Source organism: Mammaliicoccus sp. JADD-157 (genome assembly GCF_049310805.1).
GTDB classification, from domain to species: Bacteria; Bacillota; Bacilli; order Staphylococcales; family Staphylococcaceae; genus Mammaliicoccus; species Mammaliicoccus lentus.
Window position 1 is genome coordinate 201,379 of record NZ_JBMOVZ010000001.1, and the last position, 18,359, is coordinate 219,737.

The following is an 18,359-nucleotide window of genomic DNA, read 5'->3' on the forward strand; positions in this document are numbered from 1 at the left end:
ATAATAATATAAAAGAATTGATATAAATTAGGGATGGCTTTATTAAAAATGGGGAAGAATAAAATGAACTTAAACAGAGTATTAAATGATACGAATCCAATATCTACAAAAAGATATAAATATGTATTTTGGCAATCTATATTACTCATTATCATGCTAACTGGAGCGTACACTTCTATTGGTCTGGCTCAAAATTTATGGATATTGCTTTTAGGCGTTGTGTTATTTGGGTTGTCACTATATCTTATAGAAAAGTTTAAATTAAATATTTTTGAAGTAAAGCCAATTAAACGTACACATTTGTTATATATGTTATGTGCTACTTTAATTGGTCTTGTTATTTACTGGTCAATTTCATTAATAATTGGTCAGCCACATAATCAATTAGAGGTTTATCAAGATTTGAAATATTTACCTATCATGATATCCATTATAATTTTCGTAATTTTAGGACCGATTTTTGAAGAGCTCATCTTTAGGATGCTTATTATGAAAGGTATTTTTAGAGGTCATTTATTAGTTGGATATATAGTGTCTAGTGTTCTATTTGGCTTGATCCATGGACCTTTAAACGTCGGGGAATTTTTAATTTATTGTGGATTAGGTTTAGTATTTGGCGCAATTTATATTTTGACTAAGCGTTTTGAACTTGCCATACTATGCCACGCATTCAATAATCTTCTACATATTTTAATCTTTATATTATTTTATAATTAAATTATTATTTATCTCACTTTACATTAATTGGAAATAACACTAGTATTATAACTATAAATATATTTAAAAAGGAGATGGGGACTTCTTGAAAAAAATACTAAACAGTATTATATATTTAATAGTTATCGTAACAGTACTTTCCGGTTGTCAACAAGATGAACAGAAAACGAATAAAGCACCAAAGAAGGCTACTGAAAATAAAGTTTCGCAAAAATATGATGCTAAACAAGATAAAGAAGATGAAAAAAGTTTGGAACCCTATAATGGCGTTATCCATCACTTGTTTGTCCATCCTAATGTACCTTATCCTAAACGTGCGTTTACAGGAGAACAAGCAAAAGGATATTTTGATTGGATGTTAACAACACATGAATTTGAAGCTGCCATTAAAGAACTGCATAAGAATAATTATATTTTAATAGATCCTCATGATGCATATGATTTTTCAGGAGATAAAGTTAAGAAGAAAGAGTTAAAATTACCAAAAGGGAAAAAACCTTTAATTTTGTCAATTGATGATATGAATTATTACGACTATATGCGTAAAAATGGTAATGTTAATCGACTCGTATTAAATGAAAATAAAGAAGTGATTTCAGAATCAACAGATGATCATGGGAAGACCGTTAAATCTTCACAAGAAGCAATTGTACCAATTTTAAATGAGTATGTTAAAGAACATAAAGATTTCTCTTATAAAGGCGCTAAAGGTGTTGTTGCATTAACAGGCTACGAGGGCGTACTGGGTTATCGTACAAATGAATTAGATAGTAAAGACTATGAAGAAAGAAAGCAAGACGCTAAAGAAATAGTGAAAGTCATGAAGCGTGACGGGTGGCAATTTGGCAGTCATTCTTATGGCCATATAAACTTTACAAATAGTAGTTATAATCAAATTGTTCAAGATACGAAGAGATGGAAGAAAGAAGTAGAACCGATTATAGGTAAGACTGATTTATTCATTTATCCTTTCGGAGCAAGAGTAGAAATTGGTTCTCCAGCATTTAAGTATTTATCAGAAAAAGAAGGTTTTAAACTGATAGCATCAGTTGGACCACAAGCATATGAACAGTTAACACCCCATGCCGTTACACAAGATAGAATTGCAATAGATGGTTTGAATTTATCAAAAGGAAAATATAAATTAAAGCCATATATGGACCCAGATCAAGTATTTAATAAAGAAGAAAGAAAATACTTTAAAGGTGGTAGTGATAGTAGTGGAGGCCAATTTTAAGTTTGAAAAATACAGAGCTAACATGCTTGTTTGAAAAGTCTAGCCTGTTAGAAAATGTAACGAGCTAGACAAAAATAACTAGCCCGTTAGAACTTGAGACTATTCTTCTCTTTACTCATATATAAAGCTCCTTTCAAATTAGACACTATATGTGTAAACTTTGAAAGGAGCTTCTTTATCGACTTAATATTTGTTTGGATAAGTCATCTATAGTTGTTTGATCGAGTTCTTTAATAATTTTTGAATCCACTTCACTGTATATATTATCTAAAGTAGATTGAATGTTTTTACCGACGACACATTTAGGGTTTGTATCTTGATGTATTTTTAGGAAATGTTCTTCTTCTTGTATAAGTTGGTATACATCACCTAAAGTTATTTTATTTGCTGGTTTAGATAATTGATAACCTGACTTACCTTGTTGGCTTTCAATCAGTTTACCGTTTCTCAAATATTTGCATATTTTTCTTACAAGTGTTGGATTACTATTTATGCTACTTGCTAAATATTTACTTGAAAGGGGCTCTTCATTAATAGATAGCAAAGACAGTATATGAATACCAACTGAAATTTGAGTGTTCACGCTTTATCACCTCTTAGATTCATATTCATTATAACTATGAGGCTTAATAAAAGCGAGAGGGCTGAAGCATTTATTTTGATAAAACTGAAATTCTTTCTTGAATATGGTCGCCTTTAACAGCTTCATCTACCATTGCGATAGCAAAATCTGCGTAACTAATTTTACTTTCACCATTATCATTTAAAGTAAATTTTTCTCCAGCTAAAATATATGTTCCAGTTCTTTCTCCGTCCGCAATAAATTCAGCAGCAGGGCTAACAAATGTCCAGCGTATGTCATTTCTTTTACGCAAGTCATCTAACACTTTACCTTGAGCTATAGAAAGTGGTTTATATGATTCAGGGAAATCAGGGGTGTTATATAGTTGTGTTTCTAATTTATCATCCACATACAAACTACCAGCACCGCCTATAATAATTAATCTTGTATCAGTATTTGATAGTAATTTATTTAAATGATGAACAGAATCTTGATGTAAATGTAATTTATCTTCACGTACTTCACCAAAAGCATCAATTATAACATCGAATGGCTTTAAATCTTCTGACGTTAAATCAAATAAATCTTTAATAATAGATTTTTCAGCAACAGTTTTATTTTTGTTACGTACTATAGCTGTAACGTCTAAACCTCTATTAATAGCTTCTTTAGTAATAAGTTGTCCTGCTTTTCCATTAGCTGCTACGATACCTATTTTCATATTAATAACCTCACTTGTATTTATTTTAGATACAAGTTGAGTATAGAACTATCATCTGAAAATGTCAAAAATAAAACTTTTAAAATGCGATAGCATTAAAAAACTCCCAATCTGTTAGATTTAACATCTAGATTGGGAGTTTTTATTATTTATATTTGAAAATGCTTATGATTTAAATTTTACCACCAGTTATTTGCTTGACGGAATGCAATTGCTGCTTCTACAGAGCCATAACGTTCCTTAGCGTAATTGATCATACCTTTAGTTTGCTCAGTAACACTTCCAGTGCCCCAAGATTCTTTAGTTTGACCAAGGCCTCTGTATCCAAGTTCGTTTACAGCATTTGGATTACCACTTGATTCTGGCATTACAATGTTATCCCATAATGCTTTTGTTCCACCAGCTGCGATAAATTCTTTATATACTTCATTAGTAGATGCTGCTTCTGTTGCTTGAGTTGTTGTATATTCACTTGCATCAGCGTTAGCGCTAAATCCAGCTGTAATAATACTTGCTGCTGCAGTTGATGCGATTAATAATTTTTTCATAGTAAAATATTCCTCCATATGCAATTGATTATTTTTTATCTCTTTCGTAATTACTTAATACACTTTAACATCAATTTTCATCTCATAGGTTACAACGAAATAAAAAGCAAATGTCTTTTATTTCAATCGTATTAAAAAAATGAATGCCATATGACAGTAGATATTTTGGTTTAATTGTATATATTAGATATAATTTTTAGTGAATGATAAAACTGGAGGTTACAAAATGAAAAGAATTAAGTTGAAGATGTTCAGAGATAATTTAGAAAATATCCCACAATTTGATTTACCTGAAGGCTATTCAATCAGAAAATTTAGAGAAGGCGATGAAATAGAGTGGGCAAAAATAGAAACTGCTGCTGAAGAATTTAAAACAGTCGAGGATGCACTCAAAAGATTCGATAAAGAATTCGGCTCTAATATAGAAGAAATGAAACATAGATGTCTTTTCATAGAGAATGAAGATGGAGAAGCAATTGGAACAACATCAGCTTGGTTCGGAGACTTAGATGGAACTGGTGAACAAAAAGGACGAATACATTTTGTTGCAATAAAACCAGAATATCAAGGGAAGAAATTATCTAAACCATTGTTAACCGCAGCATTGAATACATTAATAAAAGAAAACCATAATAAAGTGTATTTAACAACGCAAACGACAAGTTATCAAGCGATAAATATGTACTTAAACTATGGATTTGAACCTTATGATCCAACTGGAGATGATCGTGAAGGTTGGTCGTTAATGGAAGAAGTATTAAATAGGAAGTTAAATATATTAAATTAAATAAAAGAGTGGGGTAGAAGTTTTATTTTCGTAAAAGGTTTCTATCCCGCTCTAAAAAGTATTGTTACAAAATAAATTGTAAAAAGCTAACACATACTAGACTAAACCTTGAATCGCATTAATAAATGATGCACTGATTAATCCAAAGCCAATAGTTACGATTAAAGCAACAATTGCCCAAATAATAGAAGCTTTTTTAGATAACTTACTTGTCCCATAATACACAGCAAAGATTAAATATGCTGATAATAAACCTGATAAATTAAAAACTGACAAATATTGATTTCCTTTATCAAAAACATTTAGACTGTCAATCTGTGTATCAGGTAACGTTAGTCCAAATAATGCTTGTATACCATAAACAATTATTGAAAAAGCAGTAGTAATAATTAAATATGAAATAGAAGCTGAAAAAATATGAATTGCGCGTGCATCAGATTTCATAATTTTTGAAATAATTAAGAATATTAAAAAGATAATTAATAAGCCAAAAATAACACCACCAACAGTTTGGCCAATTAAAGTCCCTATATCCATTTCATTTTGTTGTTCAATTTGAGATGAATCCAAACCAGCTTTTTTAAGTATCTCAGTATTATCAGTTATATAATTCGTCAAAAGTAAAGATATAAATGACAAGATAGTGAATATAATTAACTTTACAATCCATTTAGGGTTTTCTCTTAACTTACTAAAGTGATTTAAAAGAGGTAAGTCTGATGTTTTTGCACTTGTTTGATTTGCATTAGAATTTTCCATATATGTATAACCTTCCTTTCAAATAATAGTTATCAATATAATAACATTAATAACCATTATTTAAAATAACTCAATTGTAAAATAATGGTAAATAAAAGGGTGGTTAATTAAATATTAAATTCTTTAACAGATGGATGCTCTAAAATATCTTTTAATGAATATTTATAAGGGTTTATTTCAAAAACAACTGGTCCTTGATAATTTTGTTTACTTAAAACATTTATTATATTATTTTGTATGACTGTTCCATCGTTAGGTAGTAAATGTAAATCTGATTTTCCATCATTATCGGATAAATGAATTGATTTAAGTAATCCACCTAATCTGTTTACTGTGTCTTTAAATTCGTCTCCTTGAATAGCTAAATGTCCAATATCTAAACAAGCTTTAGTGTTTGTTTTATTTAACACATCTAGCCATTCTTCAATATTAGAAGGTAATATATGCATATAGTTTAGTCCATCAGGTATTTGGTTCTCGAAAAGTAATTCAACATTGTTGGCTAGAGAAAAATCGCTCAATTCTTTTAATCGTTCAATCATTATCGGATAGACTTTATCCAAATCTTCAGAGGCCATTGCTTGACCTCCATGAATAACAGCATGACTTCCATTATAATATGCTAGTTTCTTTATCCACTTTTTTGTTAATGCTAGCGTATATTCTGCTATCTCATCATATTGTGTAGCTAAATTTAAATCATGAAAAGGTAGATGTAAGCCAATTTGCAAATCACATTCATTTGCATACTTGAAAGCTTGCTCTGCTAAATGATGTTCTGCCCAAATTTCAACGCCGTTAAAGCCATGTTCTTTAATTTGCTTTATGTCTTCTAAACTATACTCTTGTCCAATAGACCATAAACTAATCCATTTTTCCACTTGAATAATCTCCTTTGTACGTGACATTTTTCTATTAATTTTCATCATTGATTTCTTCTAATCTCTTGCCTTTTGTTTCAGGAGCTAGAAAAATTGTGATTAGGAAACCAGCCAAACCTATTAAAGAAAAGAAGCCTAATGCTACTTGATTGCCCCATAATGCAACAAAGTTTGGGAAAACAAGCACACCTAAAATAGATCCAATACGGCTAACCGATGTAGCAAATCCTGATGCAGTTCCACGTATATTTGTTGGGAATAACTCTGTTGGATATACAAAATTTAAAATACCTCCACCCATATTTGAAAATAAAACTGCTATACTAAATAAAATTACTAAGAACATTAAAGTAGGATTGGGGTTTAACGTCAATATAGTTAAACCTACTGTTAACCCAAAGAATGATGTTATCAGAAGTGGTCTTCGTCCCCATCTATCAACTAAATATGAACCGATAAGCGCGCCGATTAAACCTAAAATACTTACAATAGATGAAGCTATGTATGTTTGATTTAATGTTCCTTCAGTAACTGAAGCTAAAATAGTTGGCGTATACATGGAAATTCCATAATATGCTGTAGCATAACAAAACCAAAAACCACATACGAAAATAGTTCTCTTTCTAAATTTTTCAGTAAATAATTCTTTTACTTTTACCTTTTTATTGACTACAGGTTCTACTTTTACCTTATTACCAGTAAGCTGATAAATAATATTCTGTGCTTCTTCTTCACGGCCTTTAGATGCTAACCAACGTGGTGATTCTGGCAGTCCTATTCTAAAAATAAAGATGATTACAGCAAGTAATCCACCTACTAAAAACATATAACGCCATGCATCATCGCCTAATGGTACTAAAAGCATTCCAGTTATATAAGCGAAAACGGCACCAACAAACCACATCATACCTAAAAAGGTTCCTTGTCGACCTCGATTATTCGAGGAACTAAATTCTGACACTAACGTGGAAGAAATAGGATAGTCCGCACCTATACCTATACCAAGAAAGAATCGAAATATAATTAAATATAATGCATTAGGTGCTATTGCTGTTAAAACAGCAAATAATACAAAGGCTATTAAATCAACGGTAATCATAGCCTTTCTTCCCAATGTATCCGTTAATTTACCGAGCCATGCAGCACCAATGAAGGAACCGATAATGGCTGAAGCTGTTAATAAACTTTCCTCAATTGGACTAACACTCCATTGTTTAATAATCAATGGCATAGCGACAGCTATAATTGTTAAATCAAATCCATCAAGGAACGTTCCTCCAGCAGAAACAATTTTTACCTTACGCTGAAACTTACTAAGTTTAGCTTGATCTTCTGGATAATCTAGATAATTAAAACTCATATACGTCTCCTTGTTTTCCGTAGTTGTTAAAAAAATGTACCCACAATAAATTTGTAATAACATAATTTACTTATAATATTTTAAAATTATATATTACTATTTAATTTTACAAAGGAACTATTGATTACGTATTAAGTCGGTATTAAAATGCTGTAAACATAAAATGTCTTATAACAGTAGAAATAATACTCCTATCTAATACATAAAAAGAGATGAACGTTTAAAGCCTTATACTAAGGGAATTTATTGAATACATTCTGATACCGGGTTATTACATCTGGGAGTTTACAGTATGTTTCTAATATTCTCTAATTATAAAATATTAATATAAGAAATTTGTAATATTTTAAAGGGAGGGGCAATTTATGGATACATCTCAGAACTTAGTAAAAACTTCAAGAGCAAGAAAGAAAGTCGTTGTAACATCTATGGGAAATGCTATTGAGTGGTTTGATTTTGCTTTATATGCACAATTAGCAACTTATATTAGCCATAACTTTTTCGGAGATGTAGCTAGCCAAAATCAATTAATGTTTACTTTTGGTACATTTGCCATAGCGTTTTTAATGCGACCAATTGGTTCATTGGTATTTGGATATGTTGGTGATAAACATGGTAGAAAAGTTGTGTTAACGATTACGATTACTATTATGTCCGTCTCTACATTAGCTCTCGGATTACTTCCTACTTCTGATCAGATAGGGATATGGGCACCCATATTGTTATTAGTAGTGAGGATGGCGCAATCCTTTTCTACAGGTGGTGAATACAGTGGCGCCATGACTTATATTGTTGAAAGTTCTCCAGATAACAAAAGGGGTAAACTTACGAGCGGTTTAGAAATGGGAACTATGGTAGGTAATGCTTTAGCTGCAATAACTGTAGCGGCACTTTTATACTTTTTAACTGGAAATCAAATAGAAACTTGGGGCTGGAGAATACCATTTTTACTAGCAGCGCCATTTGGTCTTGTAGTTGTTTATTTAAGACTTAAACTAGACGAAACGCCGTCCTTTACAAATAAAGTAGAGGACTCAGAGAATAATATCTTAAAAGCTTTTAAAGATTATAAAAAAGAAGCGGCTTTAATGGCTGTAGGCGTTATATTTTTAAATGTGAATAATTTTATGTTCTTAACTTATTTACCTTCATTTCTAAAAAGTAATGTAGGAATAGATGCTCAGTATTCTACAATTATTAATGCAATTGCATTAATATTGATGTTACCATTTATCTTTATGTTCGGTGTATTGAGTGACAAATTCAATAACAAAAGGGTCCTGTTATTTGGGTTGTCTAGCTTTGTATGCTTTTCAATACCAGCGTTCCTTCTTATGGACTCCAATCATCATCTATTGACAGTTTTCATAGGCGTAATGTTACTCGCGATTATGCTATCTGTCTTTAATGGCGTAATGCCTTCAACACTCCCAGCAATTACTCATACAAACGTACGAATGAAGTTCCTTTCAATTATATACAATTTAGGGACAGCTATATTTGGCGGGGTTACACCATTTATCTTATCGGTACTAGGTAATTTAAAAAATGGTAGCTTGGCACCAGCATTTTATTTAATGTTTATTAATTTAATTGGATTAATTGTTTTTGCGATGTATTTTAAAGCTACTTCTAACAAAGCACTTAAAGGGTCAAAACCCAATGTTGATGCAGAAGGGTGATAAAGTATTTTAACAAACATATTTGAGTATTTATAGTTTAATTAATGTAAATAAGTATTCAATTATACATCAATAAAAAGCCCTCACTATTTGTGGTAGTGAGGGTTTTTATTTCGTTAACTTTTTATAATATTCTTAAGTCTCTAGGGAAGGAAGTTAATATTTCTCCTTCGCCATTTTCATTAATATATACTTCGTCTTCAATACGAACACCGCCATAGTCAGGAATGTAAATTCCTGGTTCGATTGTAAAGAATAGTCCAGCTTTTGCAATATCTTCATTATATTCATGGATTGATGGAGCTTCGTGTACTTCTATACCTAAACCATGGCCAACACGATTATTAAAATATTCATCATAGCCATTCTGTTTAATGACTTCACGTGCAGCAATATCGAATTCTTTCAAAGGCACTCCTGATTTAACCAAATCGAGAGCCGCTTGATTAGAATCTTTAACAATATTATAAATGCTCTTTTGCTTTTCGTCTGCTTCACCAATAATAAAGGTACGTGTCATATCAGAACAGTAACCTTTTTGTGTGATTACACCAAAATCGATAAGTAAGAAATCACCATTTTTAAATTGTCTTTCACCAGGAGAACCATGTGGTAAAGCAGCTTTTTCACCTGATAACACAGTAGTCGAAAATGAAGGTCCAATTGCGCCGTATTTTTTCATTAATAATTCTAATTCCCCTGTAAGTTCTAACTCAGTCATGCCAACTTTAACTTTTTTAATACCTTCTGATAATACTTTCTCAATAATATCAACAGCTTCTTGTAAGTATTCGATTTCTTGACGTGATTTTATCAATCTTTGTTCATTAATTATTGAACTCATATCATGATATGAAGATTTATCAAAGATGTTTTGGAAACCTTCATAACGTGCAATATTGATATATCCTTTCTCAAGATAAATATTAGATATACCTTCCTTGCTTATATGGGATTGAACAATTTCAAATGGATTCTGTTCATCGCTTATAGTTACAATATTTTGCACTGCTGATGCTTCGGCAGCTGCACTTTCATCTAATGCAGGTACAAAAAGTGTGTATTTTTCTATCTTTAAGTTAATTATTAATCCCATAAAGCGTTCATGAGGATCTGAATTAAAGCCAGTAAAATAGAAAATATTTGAAGGGTCCATAATAATAGCTAAGTCAGCACCTTCTTGTTTTAACCTTGTTGTTAATGTATTCATACGTTGATTGTAATTAATCATGTTTGACCTCCTATAATTCTTTCCAATTCCTTAATGTTATCACCTATTTTTGTGTAATGACAACTCCCAGTAATTTTGAATACTTTCCCGTCCTTTATTAATATTATTATGAAACTGGATTGTTGCCTGTTTTCTTTCAGTTGCTAGACTGTTTTTAGTTTCTTTTACTTTTTCAAAAGAACCTAAAATCTGATAAGCTGCTATTTCTCCTTGTTTCATAGCTACCTTAGCACCTTCAATTCCTGTTATATTTCCAGCAACGTAAAGGTTATTCACCTCTGTTTCCATAACATCATTGTGTAATGGAATATATCCACCTAAACTTTCTATATAGATGAATGATACGTTTAATAGCCCGAGTAACTCGGCTAAAGGTGTTAAACCCCCAGACAAACATACAAAATCTACAGGTACAATTTCTTCTTTATTTGAAATTATATTGCCATGCTTGTCTACGTTTTTTAAGGTGATTGATTCTACTTTTTCTTTTCCATTAATAGATGTAACTGCTTTTTTAAAATAAACAGGTGTATCAAAAATCTTTATTCCTTTTCGAGGAAGGAATTTAAACGCAAGAGGTTGAATTTTAGGTATAGCTTTTAATAATTTTGTTCCTAGTTTTATGAAGATATTTGGAGCCATATGTGAAACGTTCAACATGCTGTTGAATACAGAGAGAGGTTTAGCTTCCTCTGTATTAATTTTATTGTGGTATGGAATAGACATCGATTTTATTTCGATGTTTGCCATATGTAGCTCTGATAAAATAGCACTACTTAAGACGTTTACACCTACAATTGCTCCTTTATTTCCTGGAGCAACGCGTTGAACATTAGTTAATACTTGAGCAGCGCCTACAGTCATTACTCCTGGTAATGTTGCGCCAGGTAAAGCTGGTGTTAATTCTTGAGCGCCGGTACATACAATTAAGTATTTAGATTCAAAGTTACCTTTTGTAGTATTAATACGGTAGTATTCTTTAAAGTGTTGTATATCAGTAACGCTTGTTGATAATTTCACGGTTAAATGAGGATGATGTAAATCATCAGATAATGTTTCTGCTTTTTCATATCCATTCCATATTGATCCATTATTCTCTTCATAGAGTTGTCCGATTAATCTTCCGCCTATCCTGTAATATTCATCTAATAATAATACTTTTTTATCTTTCATAAGTATGCGTGCAGCAGAAGCTCCAGCAGGTCCAGCGCCAATAATTATTACATCAAACATGATTTTTACTCCATTCTTTTACATCGTGAGGAAGAGATTCACCACTAATTACAGACATTCCTTCTTTTACTGGTGTAAGGCAAGTTCTCACACCACTTTTACCATCTATATTAGCTCTACATTCAAAGCAATGACCGATATTACAGAATATACCTCTAGGAGAACCATCCTCTTCATGACGCCGAATGGTGCGGATATCATTGGCTAGTAAACAGCTTGCCACACTTTCGCCTATATTACATGTTAGAGGTTGATGGTTAAAGGATATTTCAACGCGTTCGGTTTCAATGTTTTTTAATAAAGGATGGTTATAAATACGTTCAGTCATTGTAATCATCTCCAATCTCCCCAAATGTAATAGGACGTACTGGAGGTTGAACTTTCATTGTTGTAAATTCATTACTTATCTTTTTGTTTTTATTTATAATTTTATCAATATGATTTTTACATGTCCTACCACCGCAAAATCCCATTCCTGCTCTAGTACGCAACTTAGTTTCTCTGACGCTACTATCATATTTTTCTACGGTTTCTAATATGTGTTTTAAAGTTACATTTTCACAACGACAAATAATTGTATCTTCCATAAGTAACACCTCATTTACTATTTTATAAATATATAGCAAATTTGATGCCAAACTTATTAAGTAATATTGTAGAGGCTTAATTTTGAATATAATGTGGGTCTTGAAATACCTAGCTTTGTAGCTGTCGTTTTTTTATTATAATTACATTGTTCATAAACTTTTTTTATAATTTGACCTTCGTGATATCGTAATTGCTCTGATAGACTACTACCTGTTTCTATAACTTCTGGATTATTAGTATTTTTAAAGTTAATATAATCATCAAAGATACTTTCTTGTATTAAACCATCTTCTGAAAAAATAACTAATCTTTCGATTATATTTCTTAATTCACGGACGTTCCCATGCCAATAGTAATTTTTAAATTTTTGCATTAAAGTTAGCGGAATAGGGTGCAGTTTGATTTCATAATTTTGTTTAGCTAGTTGATAGAAGTGATATGATAATGTTTCTATATCTTCTTTTCTATCGCGTAAAGGGGGGATTTCGATATTTACTACGTTAAGTCTATAAAATAAATCTTCTCTAAAGTTTCCTTTTTGTACTTCCTCCATTAAATTTTTATTTGTAGCTGCAACTATACGTATATCAATAGAACGTTCTTTAGTGCTACCCACACGATAAAACTTTTTCTCTTGAATTACTCTGAGTAATTTAACTTGCATTTCAAGAGGCATATCAGCTATTTCATCAAGAAAAAGTGTGCCTTTATGAGCTCTTTCAATCAATCCTTCTTTTCCTTTTTGATTAGCACCGCTAAAAGCGCCTTTTTCATATCCAAACATTTCACTTTCGAAAAGATTATTTGGTATAGTTCCACAATTAACTGTTACAAACGATTGTTTAAATCGTTTACTGAAATCATGTATACTGCGTGAAAATAATTCTTTTCCAACACCACTTTCGCCAGTAATCAATGTATTAACTTCGGATTGTGCTGCTTTTTTTATTAAATATTTTACACGGGTCATATTGCTACTATTACCGATTATAGAACTAAAGGCGTCATGATTATTGTATTCTGAAATTTGATTTTCTAGTATTGAAATTTGATTTTCAAATTGTTTTATTCTATTACGGTTATGAACTTGATCGCTTACATCTAATTCCGTAACAATTGCTCCAACAACCTCATTATTAGCAATTATAGGCTTTGAAATGATATCTACATACTTATCATTACCAGCGTAATGTTCTTTTTTTTGATAAGGTTTAGCTTTTTTCAAAGTTTCTAAAATAACTAAATCTTTCTTTTTAAAAAATTGGCTAATTGGTTTCCCTATAATATCTTCGTTTGAAATTTGAAATATGTTAGATGCTTCCTTACTCCAATAAACTACCCGGCCGTCTTTATCAACAATTGTATAGCTTTGATGGTTGAAATTAATTAATACTTCAACTAATGACTCTAACTCTAAATTATTCATTTTAGCCCCCCTATGTAAAAAAAGTCATAAATATTATATAAAACTTAACACTTACGAAAGCGCTTTACAACGATTTTAAAATTTCATTATTGGCATATAAGTTGCTTATGAATTAGTAAGGGGGTGGAAATTTTGAATACTATAAATCATGAGGTCCTCATAATTGGTGGTGGCATTATAGGGGCAAGTATTAGTTATTTTTTATCAAAATCTGGTTATGATGTTGGCTTAGTTGAAAGTAAAGAAATTGCTTCTTTAACTTCTTCGCATTGTGATGGAAATATTTTAGCGATTGATAAAACACCAGGGTTTGATAGTCAAATGACGTTACTCAGTCAAAAATTGATTCATGAATTGAGTAAAGAATTAATTTTACCTTTTGAATATCGCAGACCTGGAAGTATATTGGTCTGTGAAAATGATGAAGAAATGCAAGCTGCAGAACAATGGGTGCAACAACAATGTGATTATGGTTTAGATTTTAAGATGTTAAATAAGCAAGATATTAAAAATGAATCAAAGTATTTTTCTGACCATATACTCGGAGGCTTAGAATGTACAACAGATTCGACAGTTAATCCTTATATGCTAACGTACAGTTTTATTGAATCTGCTAAGCAATATGGATTAAAAGTATACGAATATGAACATGTAAATAATGTGAACAAGGATAATGAAAAGTTTCTTGTTGAGACTACTAATTACTATTTTTATGCAAATAAAGTTGTTAACGCATGTGGTATATATGCTCCTCAAATAGGAAAAATGCTAAATATTGATATACCTATTTATCCAAGAAAAGGTCAGATATTAGTAGCATCTAGAAATGAAACAATGGGACTAAGAAAAGTAATGGAGTTTGGATATTTGATGTCCAAATTTGAAGGGGAGAGACAAGTATCTAAAGAGATGAAAGATTATGGAATTGCTTTAGTATTTGAACCTACTGAAAGTCAAAATTTCCTTATTGGGTCAAGTAGAGAATTTAAAGGATATGATAAAAAAGTTAGTTCAAAAGTTAATCGGTTAATCGCACAAAGAGCAATTCATTTTTATCCTAAATTAAAAGACATGAATTTGATTAGAACTTATTGTGGATTAAGACCTTTTACAGAAGACCATTTACCAATTGTCGGTGAAACAGACGTTGAGGGCTTTTATGTTGCTGCAGGACATGAAGGAGACGGTATTGGATTATCATCAATAACAGGTTTATTTATAGAACAACTCATTTCAGGAAAAGAAACAGAAATTGATATTTCCCCTCTATCAGTGAACCGTTTCAAGGAGGCCTAATTATGAAATATGATCGTTTATTTTCAACATTTGATACACATACTGGGGGAAACCCAACGCGTACGATTTTAAGCGGTATGCCTGAAATGATAGGAAATACAGTAGCAGAAAAAATGCAATATATGAAATTACATTATGACCATTATCGTAGGTTTTTAATGAACGAACCTAGAGGTCATGAAGTAATGAGTGGGGTAGTTATGGTAGACCCATGTAACGATGAAGCTGATTTTGGAGCAATTTATATAGAAACAGGTGGATACCTTCCTATGTGTGGACATGACACTATCGGTTTTTGTACTGCACTTATTGAACTAGGCTATGTTGAAAAAAATGAACCAATTACAAAAATTAATATTGATACGCCAGCTGGTTTAGTAAAAACAGAAACAAAGATTCAAGATGGAGAAGTTCAAGAAGTGAGTTTTACAAATGTTCCAAGTTTTTATTTAAAAACGGTAAATGTAAACCATGAGGTGCTAGGAGAATTTTCTGTAGACATCAGTTATGGTGGGAATTTTTATGGCATTATAGACGCTGATCGATTAAATATTGAATTAGCACCTGAAAATAGTAAGTATATTGTTGAGAAAGCTATTGAAGTTAGAAATGAAATTAATAAAACATACAATGTTCAACATCCTGAAAAACCATTTATACAAGGATTAACACATATTGAATTTTCTTCTAAAAAGGTAGTCAATAAAGATGTTAATTATAAAAATACTGTTGTGGTACCCCCAGGCGGCATTGACAGGTCTCCATGTGGAACAGGGACTTCAGCTAAAATAGCTACATTAGTTTATAAAGGTGAACTAGAAAAAGGAAATGTGTTTTTACATGAAAGTATTATAGGGTCTGTTTTTAAAGGGACGGTGTTAGCTAATACAAATGTGAATGGATACGAATATGTGGATATTAACATTTCAGGAAGAGCTTGGCCGATGGGGCGTCATGATTTTTATTATAATCAAAAAACGACCGAAGATAATTACTTATTCATACCACCATTAAATTAACATAGGGGGATAAATGATGGATACTCAATTATTATGTACGAGTTATGATTGTGAAATTGGAGGTGGTCTCTTTAGGTTTGTTCCTTTTGAAGAACTTAAAACTTCTACAGATCAAGTATTAAACGCAGATTGGAAAGAACGGCATATTTCAAAGTTATCAGCGATATACACCGAACCTCGAGGGCACCCTTATTTATTATTTTGTGTTTATACAATAATTGGTGACAAATGTAAAGTGGTGACGTTTCAGCCGTTAGGACATTCATTACAACATCATGAAATTTCTCAAGCAACTATATTTATGTTACAGAACACAGCATATAAAGGTATGAATTTTGATATTGAAATTAATGGTTTATATACAGGGACTTCAAACAAAGATAAGCATATGGAAGTTACGGTATCATCAGTAAAATTGTTGAAAGAGACTAAGGAGATGGATATTTATAAAGTTGATAATACAAGTTATGGGTTTATCAAAACAATTGATTTAAAATCCATGACAATACAAAACATCTTAGACTTATATAATTCTTACCAAAAAATATATCAATACAATAATGTTGATAATTATATATATTTTGATAGTGAAACGCATCGTGTGTTAGTTATGCATAAAGACGAAATTGTGAGACTACCCGATACAGCAGCGTATTCTATCATTTATCATCGACACAATAATATAACCAGTTTATTAACAATGACAAAGCAACGTATAAAAATTCAAAATGAAAAATTCATATTAGAAGGATCATTACTTAGCTCTAGCCAATTTTATATGTCTGATACAGATCCGTTTAAAAAAGGATTCATTTTACAATAAGCGTTAACAAAAGGGTGGGGAAAAAATGGATAACAATTACAGATTACCGACAGGAAAAGAAATTTTATTTATTCTTATAGCATTCATGATAACCATGTTTGTAGTAGTGATTTATTTAGAATTACCTATTCAGCTAGCATTATTACTAATATGGTTCATCATAATCCCGGTAGGTCTAAAAATAGGGCATTCATATAATCAACTTCAGGCAGGGCTTTGTAAAGGAATATATGAAGGGATGGAAGCAATACTGGTAATGATTTCAATTGGTGCATTAATTGGTACATGGATTGCCAGTGGTATTGTTCCAAGTATTATTTATGCGGGATTACATATTATAAATCCAACATTCTTTCTTGTGACAGCATTTATCATATGTATGGTGACTTCGTTAGCGACTGGAACATCTTTTGGTTCAGCAGGAACAGCGGGTATTGCAATGATCGGTGTAGGAACAAGCTTTGGTTTACCATTAGCACTTGTGGCTGGAGCAGTTATTTCTGGGTGTTATGTAGGAGATAAAATGTCTCCGCTATCTGATACAACAGTTATGACAGCGTCTTTATCTAAAGTCGACTTGTTTGATCATATCAAGTCTATGTCATTTGTATCTATTCCAAGCATAATTATTACTTTAATACTTTTTGGAATCACTAACTTGACGATAAAAAGTAAAGACGGAAGTTTGGCGCAAGCAGAAAAAGCCATGGGTCAATTAAATGACCAATTTAACATTTCATGGTGGATGGTAATCCCATTAATCGTTGTTATAGTGCTACTAGCATTAAAGATACCTTCTGTGCCAGTAATATTATTCGGGAGTTTACTAGGTGCAATATGGGCTGTTTGGTTCCAAGGCATTCCTTTTGTTGAAAGTATCAAAATATTATATAGAGGTAACGATATTTCCTCAGGCGTACCATTTATCGATAATTTGTTAAACCGTGGGGGCATTACTTTCATGTTGGAAACAGTATTGCTTGTAATAATAGCTTTAGGTATAGGAGGGTTAATGGAAGCGATAGGTGTTACTCAAAAAATAAGTGATATGTTTAGTAAATGGGCTTCTGACCCAGGTCGTTTAACTGTAACTACGCTGTTAGCCGGTATATTTGGAAACGTCTTTGGTGGTGCTGCATATGTATCTCTACTTACAGCAACAAAAATGACAGAAAAAAATTATGATAAGTTAAAGATTAAGCGAACAGTATTATCTAGAAATACAGAAGCTGGAGGAACAGTAACTACACCAATGGTACCGTGGTCTGATGGTGGCGTATTTATGGCTACCACTTTAGGTGTTTCTACTATACATTACGTGCCTTTCTTGTGGTATCCAATTGTAGTTATTATTATTTCGATTATTTATGGATTTAAAGGAATTTTCATGTGGAAGTCAGATGAATATTATAACGAAGAAAACATGGAGACAGAAAATGGTTTAGCCAATAAAGATAAGAATAAAAATATTGTTAGTTCATAAAATAAG

At 31.5% G+C, this 18,359-nt stretch carries 19 protein-coding genes; 8 read left to right on the forward strand and 11 right to left on the reverse strand.

Features of this window, described 5'->3' with window-relative positions:
- The first annotated feature begins 63 nt into the window (after window positions 1-63).
- Both ACO6VN_RS01015 and ACO6VN_RS01020 read left to right on the forward strand, forming a co-directional pair.
- Window positions 64-717: a CPBP family intramembrane glutamic endopeptidase gene (locus tag ACO6VN_RS01015; protein WP_070045783.1), complete on the forward strand. Its 654-nt coding sequence runs from the start codon at window positions 64-66 to the stop codon at window positions 715-717.
- An 85-nt stretch (window positions 718-802) separates the two neighbouring features.
- Window positions 803-1,954, forward strand: coding sequence for a polysaccharide deacetylase family protein (locus ACO6VN_RS01020; RefSeq protein WP_103268733.1), 1,152 nt, complete (start codon window positions 803-805; stop codon window positions 1,952-1,954).
- A 175-nt stretch (window positions 1,955-2,129) separates the two neighbouring features.
- On the opposite strand, the gene ACO6VN_RS01025 is transcribed toward ACO6VN_RS01020, so the two are convergent.
- The 3 genes from ACO6VN_RS01025 to ACO6VN_RS01035 form a co-directional block, all read right to left on the reverse strand.
- Window positions 2,130-2,537 (reverse strand): Rrf2 family transcriptional regulator, encoded by a 408-nt coding sequence (locus tag ACO6VN_RS01025; protein ID WP_017000661.1) that lies wholly within the window; start codon window positions 2,535-2,537, stop codon window positions 2,130-2,132.
- A 70-nt stretch (window positions 2,538-2,607) separates the two neighbouring features.
- Window positions 2,608-3,237: an NAD(P)-dependent oxidoreductase gene (locus ACO6VN_RS01030; protein WP_017000662.1), complete on the reverse strand. Its 630-nt coding sequence runs from the start codon at window positions 3,235-3,237 to the stop codon at window positions 2,608-2,610.
- Window positions 3,238-3,416: 179 nt separating this feature from the next.
- Window positions 3,417-3,785: a hypothetical protein gene (locus tag ACO6VN_RS01035; RefSeq protein WP_017000663.1), complete on the reverse strand. Its 369-nt coding sequence runs from the start codon at window positions 3,783-3,785 to the stop codon at window positions 3,417-3,419.
- A 226-nt stretch (window positions 3,786-4,011) separates the two neighbouring features.
- Here ACO6VN_RS01035 and ACO6VN_RS01040 point away from each other — a divergent pair, with 226 nt between their 5' ends.
- The gene (locus ACO6VN_RS01040; RefSeq protein WP_064211496.1) at window positions 4,012-4,572 is read left to right on the forward strand and encodes a GNAT family N-acetyltransferase; all 561 of its coding nucleotides are present in this window, start codon (window positions 4,012-4,014) and stop codon (window positions 4,570-4,572) included.
- Between the two features lie 96 nt (window positions 4,573-4,668).
- On the opposite strand, the gene ACO6VN_RS01045 is transcribed toward ACO6VN_RS01040, so the two are convergent.
- The 3 genes from ACO6VN_RS01045 to ACO6VN_RS01055 all read right to left on the reverse strand — a co-directional run bounded on the left by ACO6VN_RS01045 (window position 4,669) and on the right by ACO6VN_RS01055 (window position 7,572).
- On the reverse strand, window positions 4,669-5,331 hold the full coding sequence (locus tag ACO6VN_RS01045; protein ID WP_422404115.1) for a YIP1 family protein: 663 nt from the start codon (window positions 5,329-5,331) through the stop codon (window positions 4,669-4,671).
- A 107-nt stretch (window positions 5,332-5,438) separates the two neighbouring features.
- A complete protein-coding gene (locus ACO6VN_RS01050) occupies window positions 5,439-6,212 on the reverse strand; it encodes a sugar phosphate isomerase/epimerase family protein (protein WP_422404116.1) in 774 nt (257 codons plus the stop codon).
- 34 nt (window positions 6,213-6,246) lie between these two features.
- Window positions 6,247-7,572 (reverse strand): MFS transporter, encoded by a 1,326-nt coding sequence (locus tag ACO6VN_RS01055; protein ID WP_422404117.1) that lies wholly within the window; start codon window positions 7,570-7,572, stop codon window positions 6,247-6,249.
- A gap of 365 nt (window positions 7,573-7,937) precedes the next feature.
- On the opposite strand from ACO6VN_RS01055, the gene ACO6VN_RS01060 reads away from it, so the two are divergent.
- The gene (locus ACO6VN_RS01060) at window positions 7,938-9,254 is read left to right on the forward strand and encodes an MFS transporter (RefSeq protein WP_064211494.1); all 1,317 of its coding nucleotides are present in this window, start codon (window positions 7,938-7,940) and stop codon (window positions 9,252-9,254) included.
- Window positions 9,255-9,378: 124 nt separating this feature from the next.
- On the opposite strand, the gene ACO6VN_RS01065 is transcribed toward ACO6VN_RS01060, so the two are convergent.
- The 5 genes from ACO6VN_RS01065 to ACO6VN_RS01085 are packed head-to-tail and all read right to left on the reverse strand — an operon-like array spanning window position 9,379 to window position 13,732.
- Window positions 9,379-10,485 (reverse strand): M24 family metallopeptidase, encoded by a 1,107-nt coding sequence (locus ACO6VN_RS01065; protein ID WP_422404118.1) that lies wholly within the window; start codon window positions 10,483-10,485, stop codon window positions 9,379-9,381.
- Window positions 10,486-10,524: 39 nt separating this feature from the next.
- Window positions 10,525-11,718: an NAD(P)/FAD-dependent oxidoreductase gene (locus ACO6VN_RS01070; protein WP_216683655.1), complete on the reverse strand. Its 1,194-nt coding sequence runs from the start codon at window positions 11,716-11,718 to the stop codon at window positions 10,525-10,527.
- Window positions 11,711-12,046 carry a (2Fe-2S)-binding protein gene (locus ACO6VN_RS01075; protein WP_422404119.1) on the reverse strand — a complete coding sequence of 112 codons (336 nt, stop codon included), beginning with the start codon at window positions 12,044-12,046 and terminating at the stop codon, window positions 11,711-11,713. Before ACO6VN_RS01075 ends, ACO6VN_RS01070 begins: the two co-directional genes overlap by 8 nt.
- Window positions 12,039-12,305 (reverse strand): (2Fe-2S)-binding protein, encoded by a 267-nt coding sequence (locus ACO6VN_RS01080; protein WP_064211492.1) that lies wholly within the window; start codon window positions 12,303-12,305, stop codon window positions 12,039-12,041. The genes ACO6VN_RS01075 and ACO6VN_RS01080 overlap by 8 nt, the downstream gene beginning before the upstream one ends.
- A gap of 56 nt (window positions 12,306-12,361) precedes the next feature.
- Window positions 12,362-13,732, reverse strand: a complete 1,371-nt coding sequence (locus tag ACO6VN_RS01085; protein WP_422404120.1) for a sigma-54 interaction domain-containing protein — start codon at window positions 13,730-13,732, stop codon at window positions 12,362-12,364.
- Window positions 13,733-13,864: 132 nt separating this feature from the next.
- On the opposite strand from ACO6VN_RS01085, the gene ACO6VN_RS01090 reads away from it, so the two are divergent.
- Genes ACO6VN_RS01090 through nhaC form a run of 4 tightly spaced genes read left to right on the forward strand, consistent with a single transcriptional unit; the run spans window position 13,865 to window position 18,353 of the window.
- A complete protein-coding gene (locus tag ACO6VN_RS01090; protein ID WP_107360096.1) occupies window positions 13,865-15,028 on the forward strand; it encodes an NAD(P)/FAD-dependent oxidoreductase in 1,164 nt (387 codons plus the stop codon).
- 2 nt (window positions 15,029-15,030) lie between these two features.
- On the forward strand, window positions 15,031-16,047 hold the full coding sequence (locus tag ACO6VN_RS01095) for a proline racemase family protein (protein WP_017000674.1): 1,017 nt from the start codon (window positions 15,031-15,033) through the stop codon (window positions 16,045-16,047).
- Window positions 16,048-16,063: 16 nt separating this feature from the next.
- The gene (locus tag ACO6VN_RS01100; RefSeq protein ID WP_282862583.1) at window positions 16,064-16,870 is read left to right on the forward strand and encodes a hypothetical protein; all 807 of its coding nucleotides are present in this window, start codon (window positions 16,064-16,066) and stop codon (window positions 16,868-16,870) included.
- Window positions 16,871-16,895: 25 nt separating this feature from the next.
- Entirely contained in the window at window positions 16,896-18,353 is a 1,458-nt protein-coding gene (gene nhaC / locus ACO6VN_RS01105) for a Na+/H+ antiporter NhaC (RefSeq protein ID WP_064211487.1), read from the forward strand.
- The last annotated feature ends 6 nt before the right edge of the window (window positions 18,354-18,359 follow it).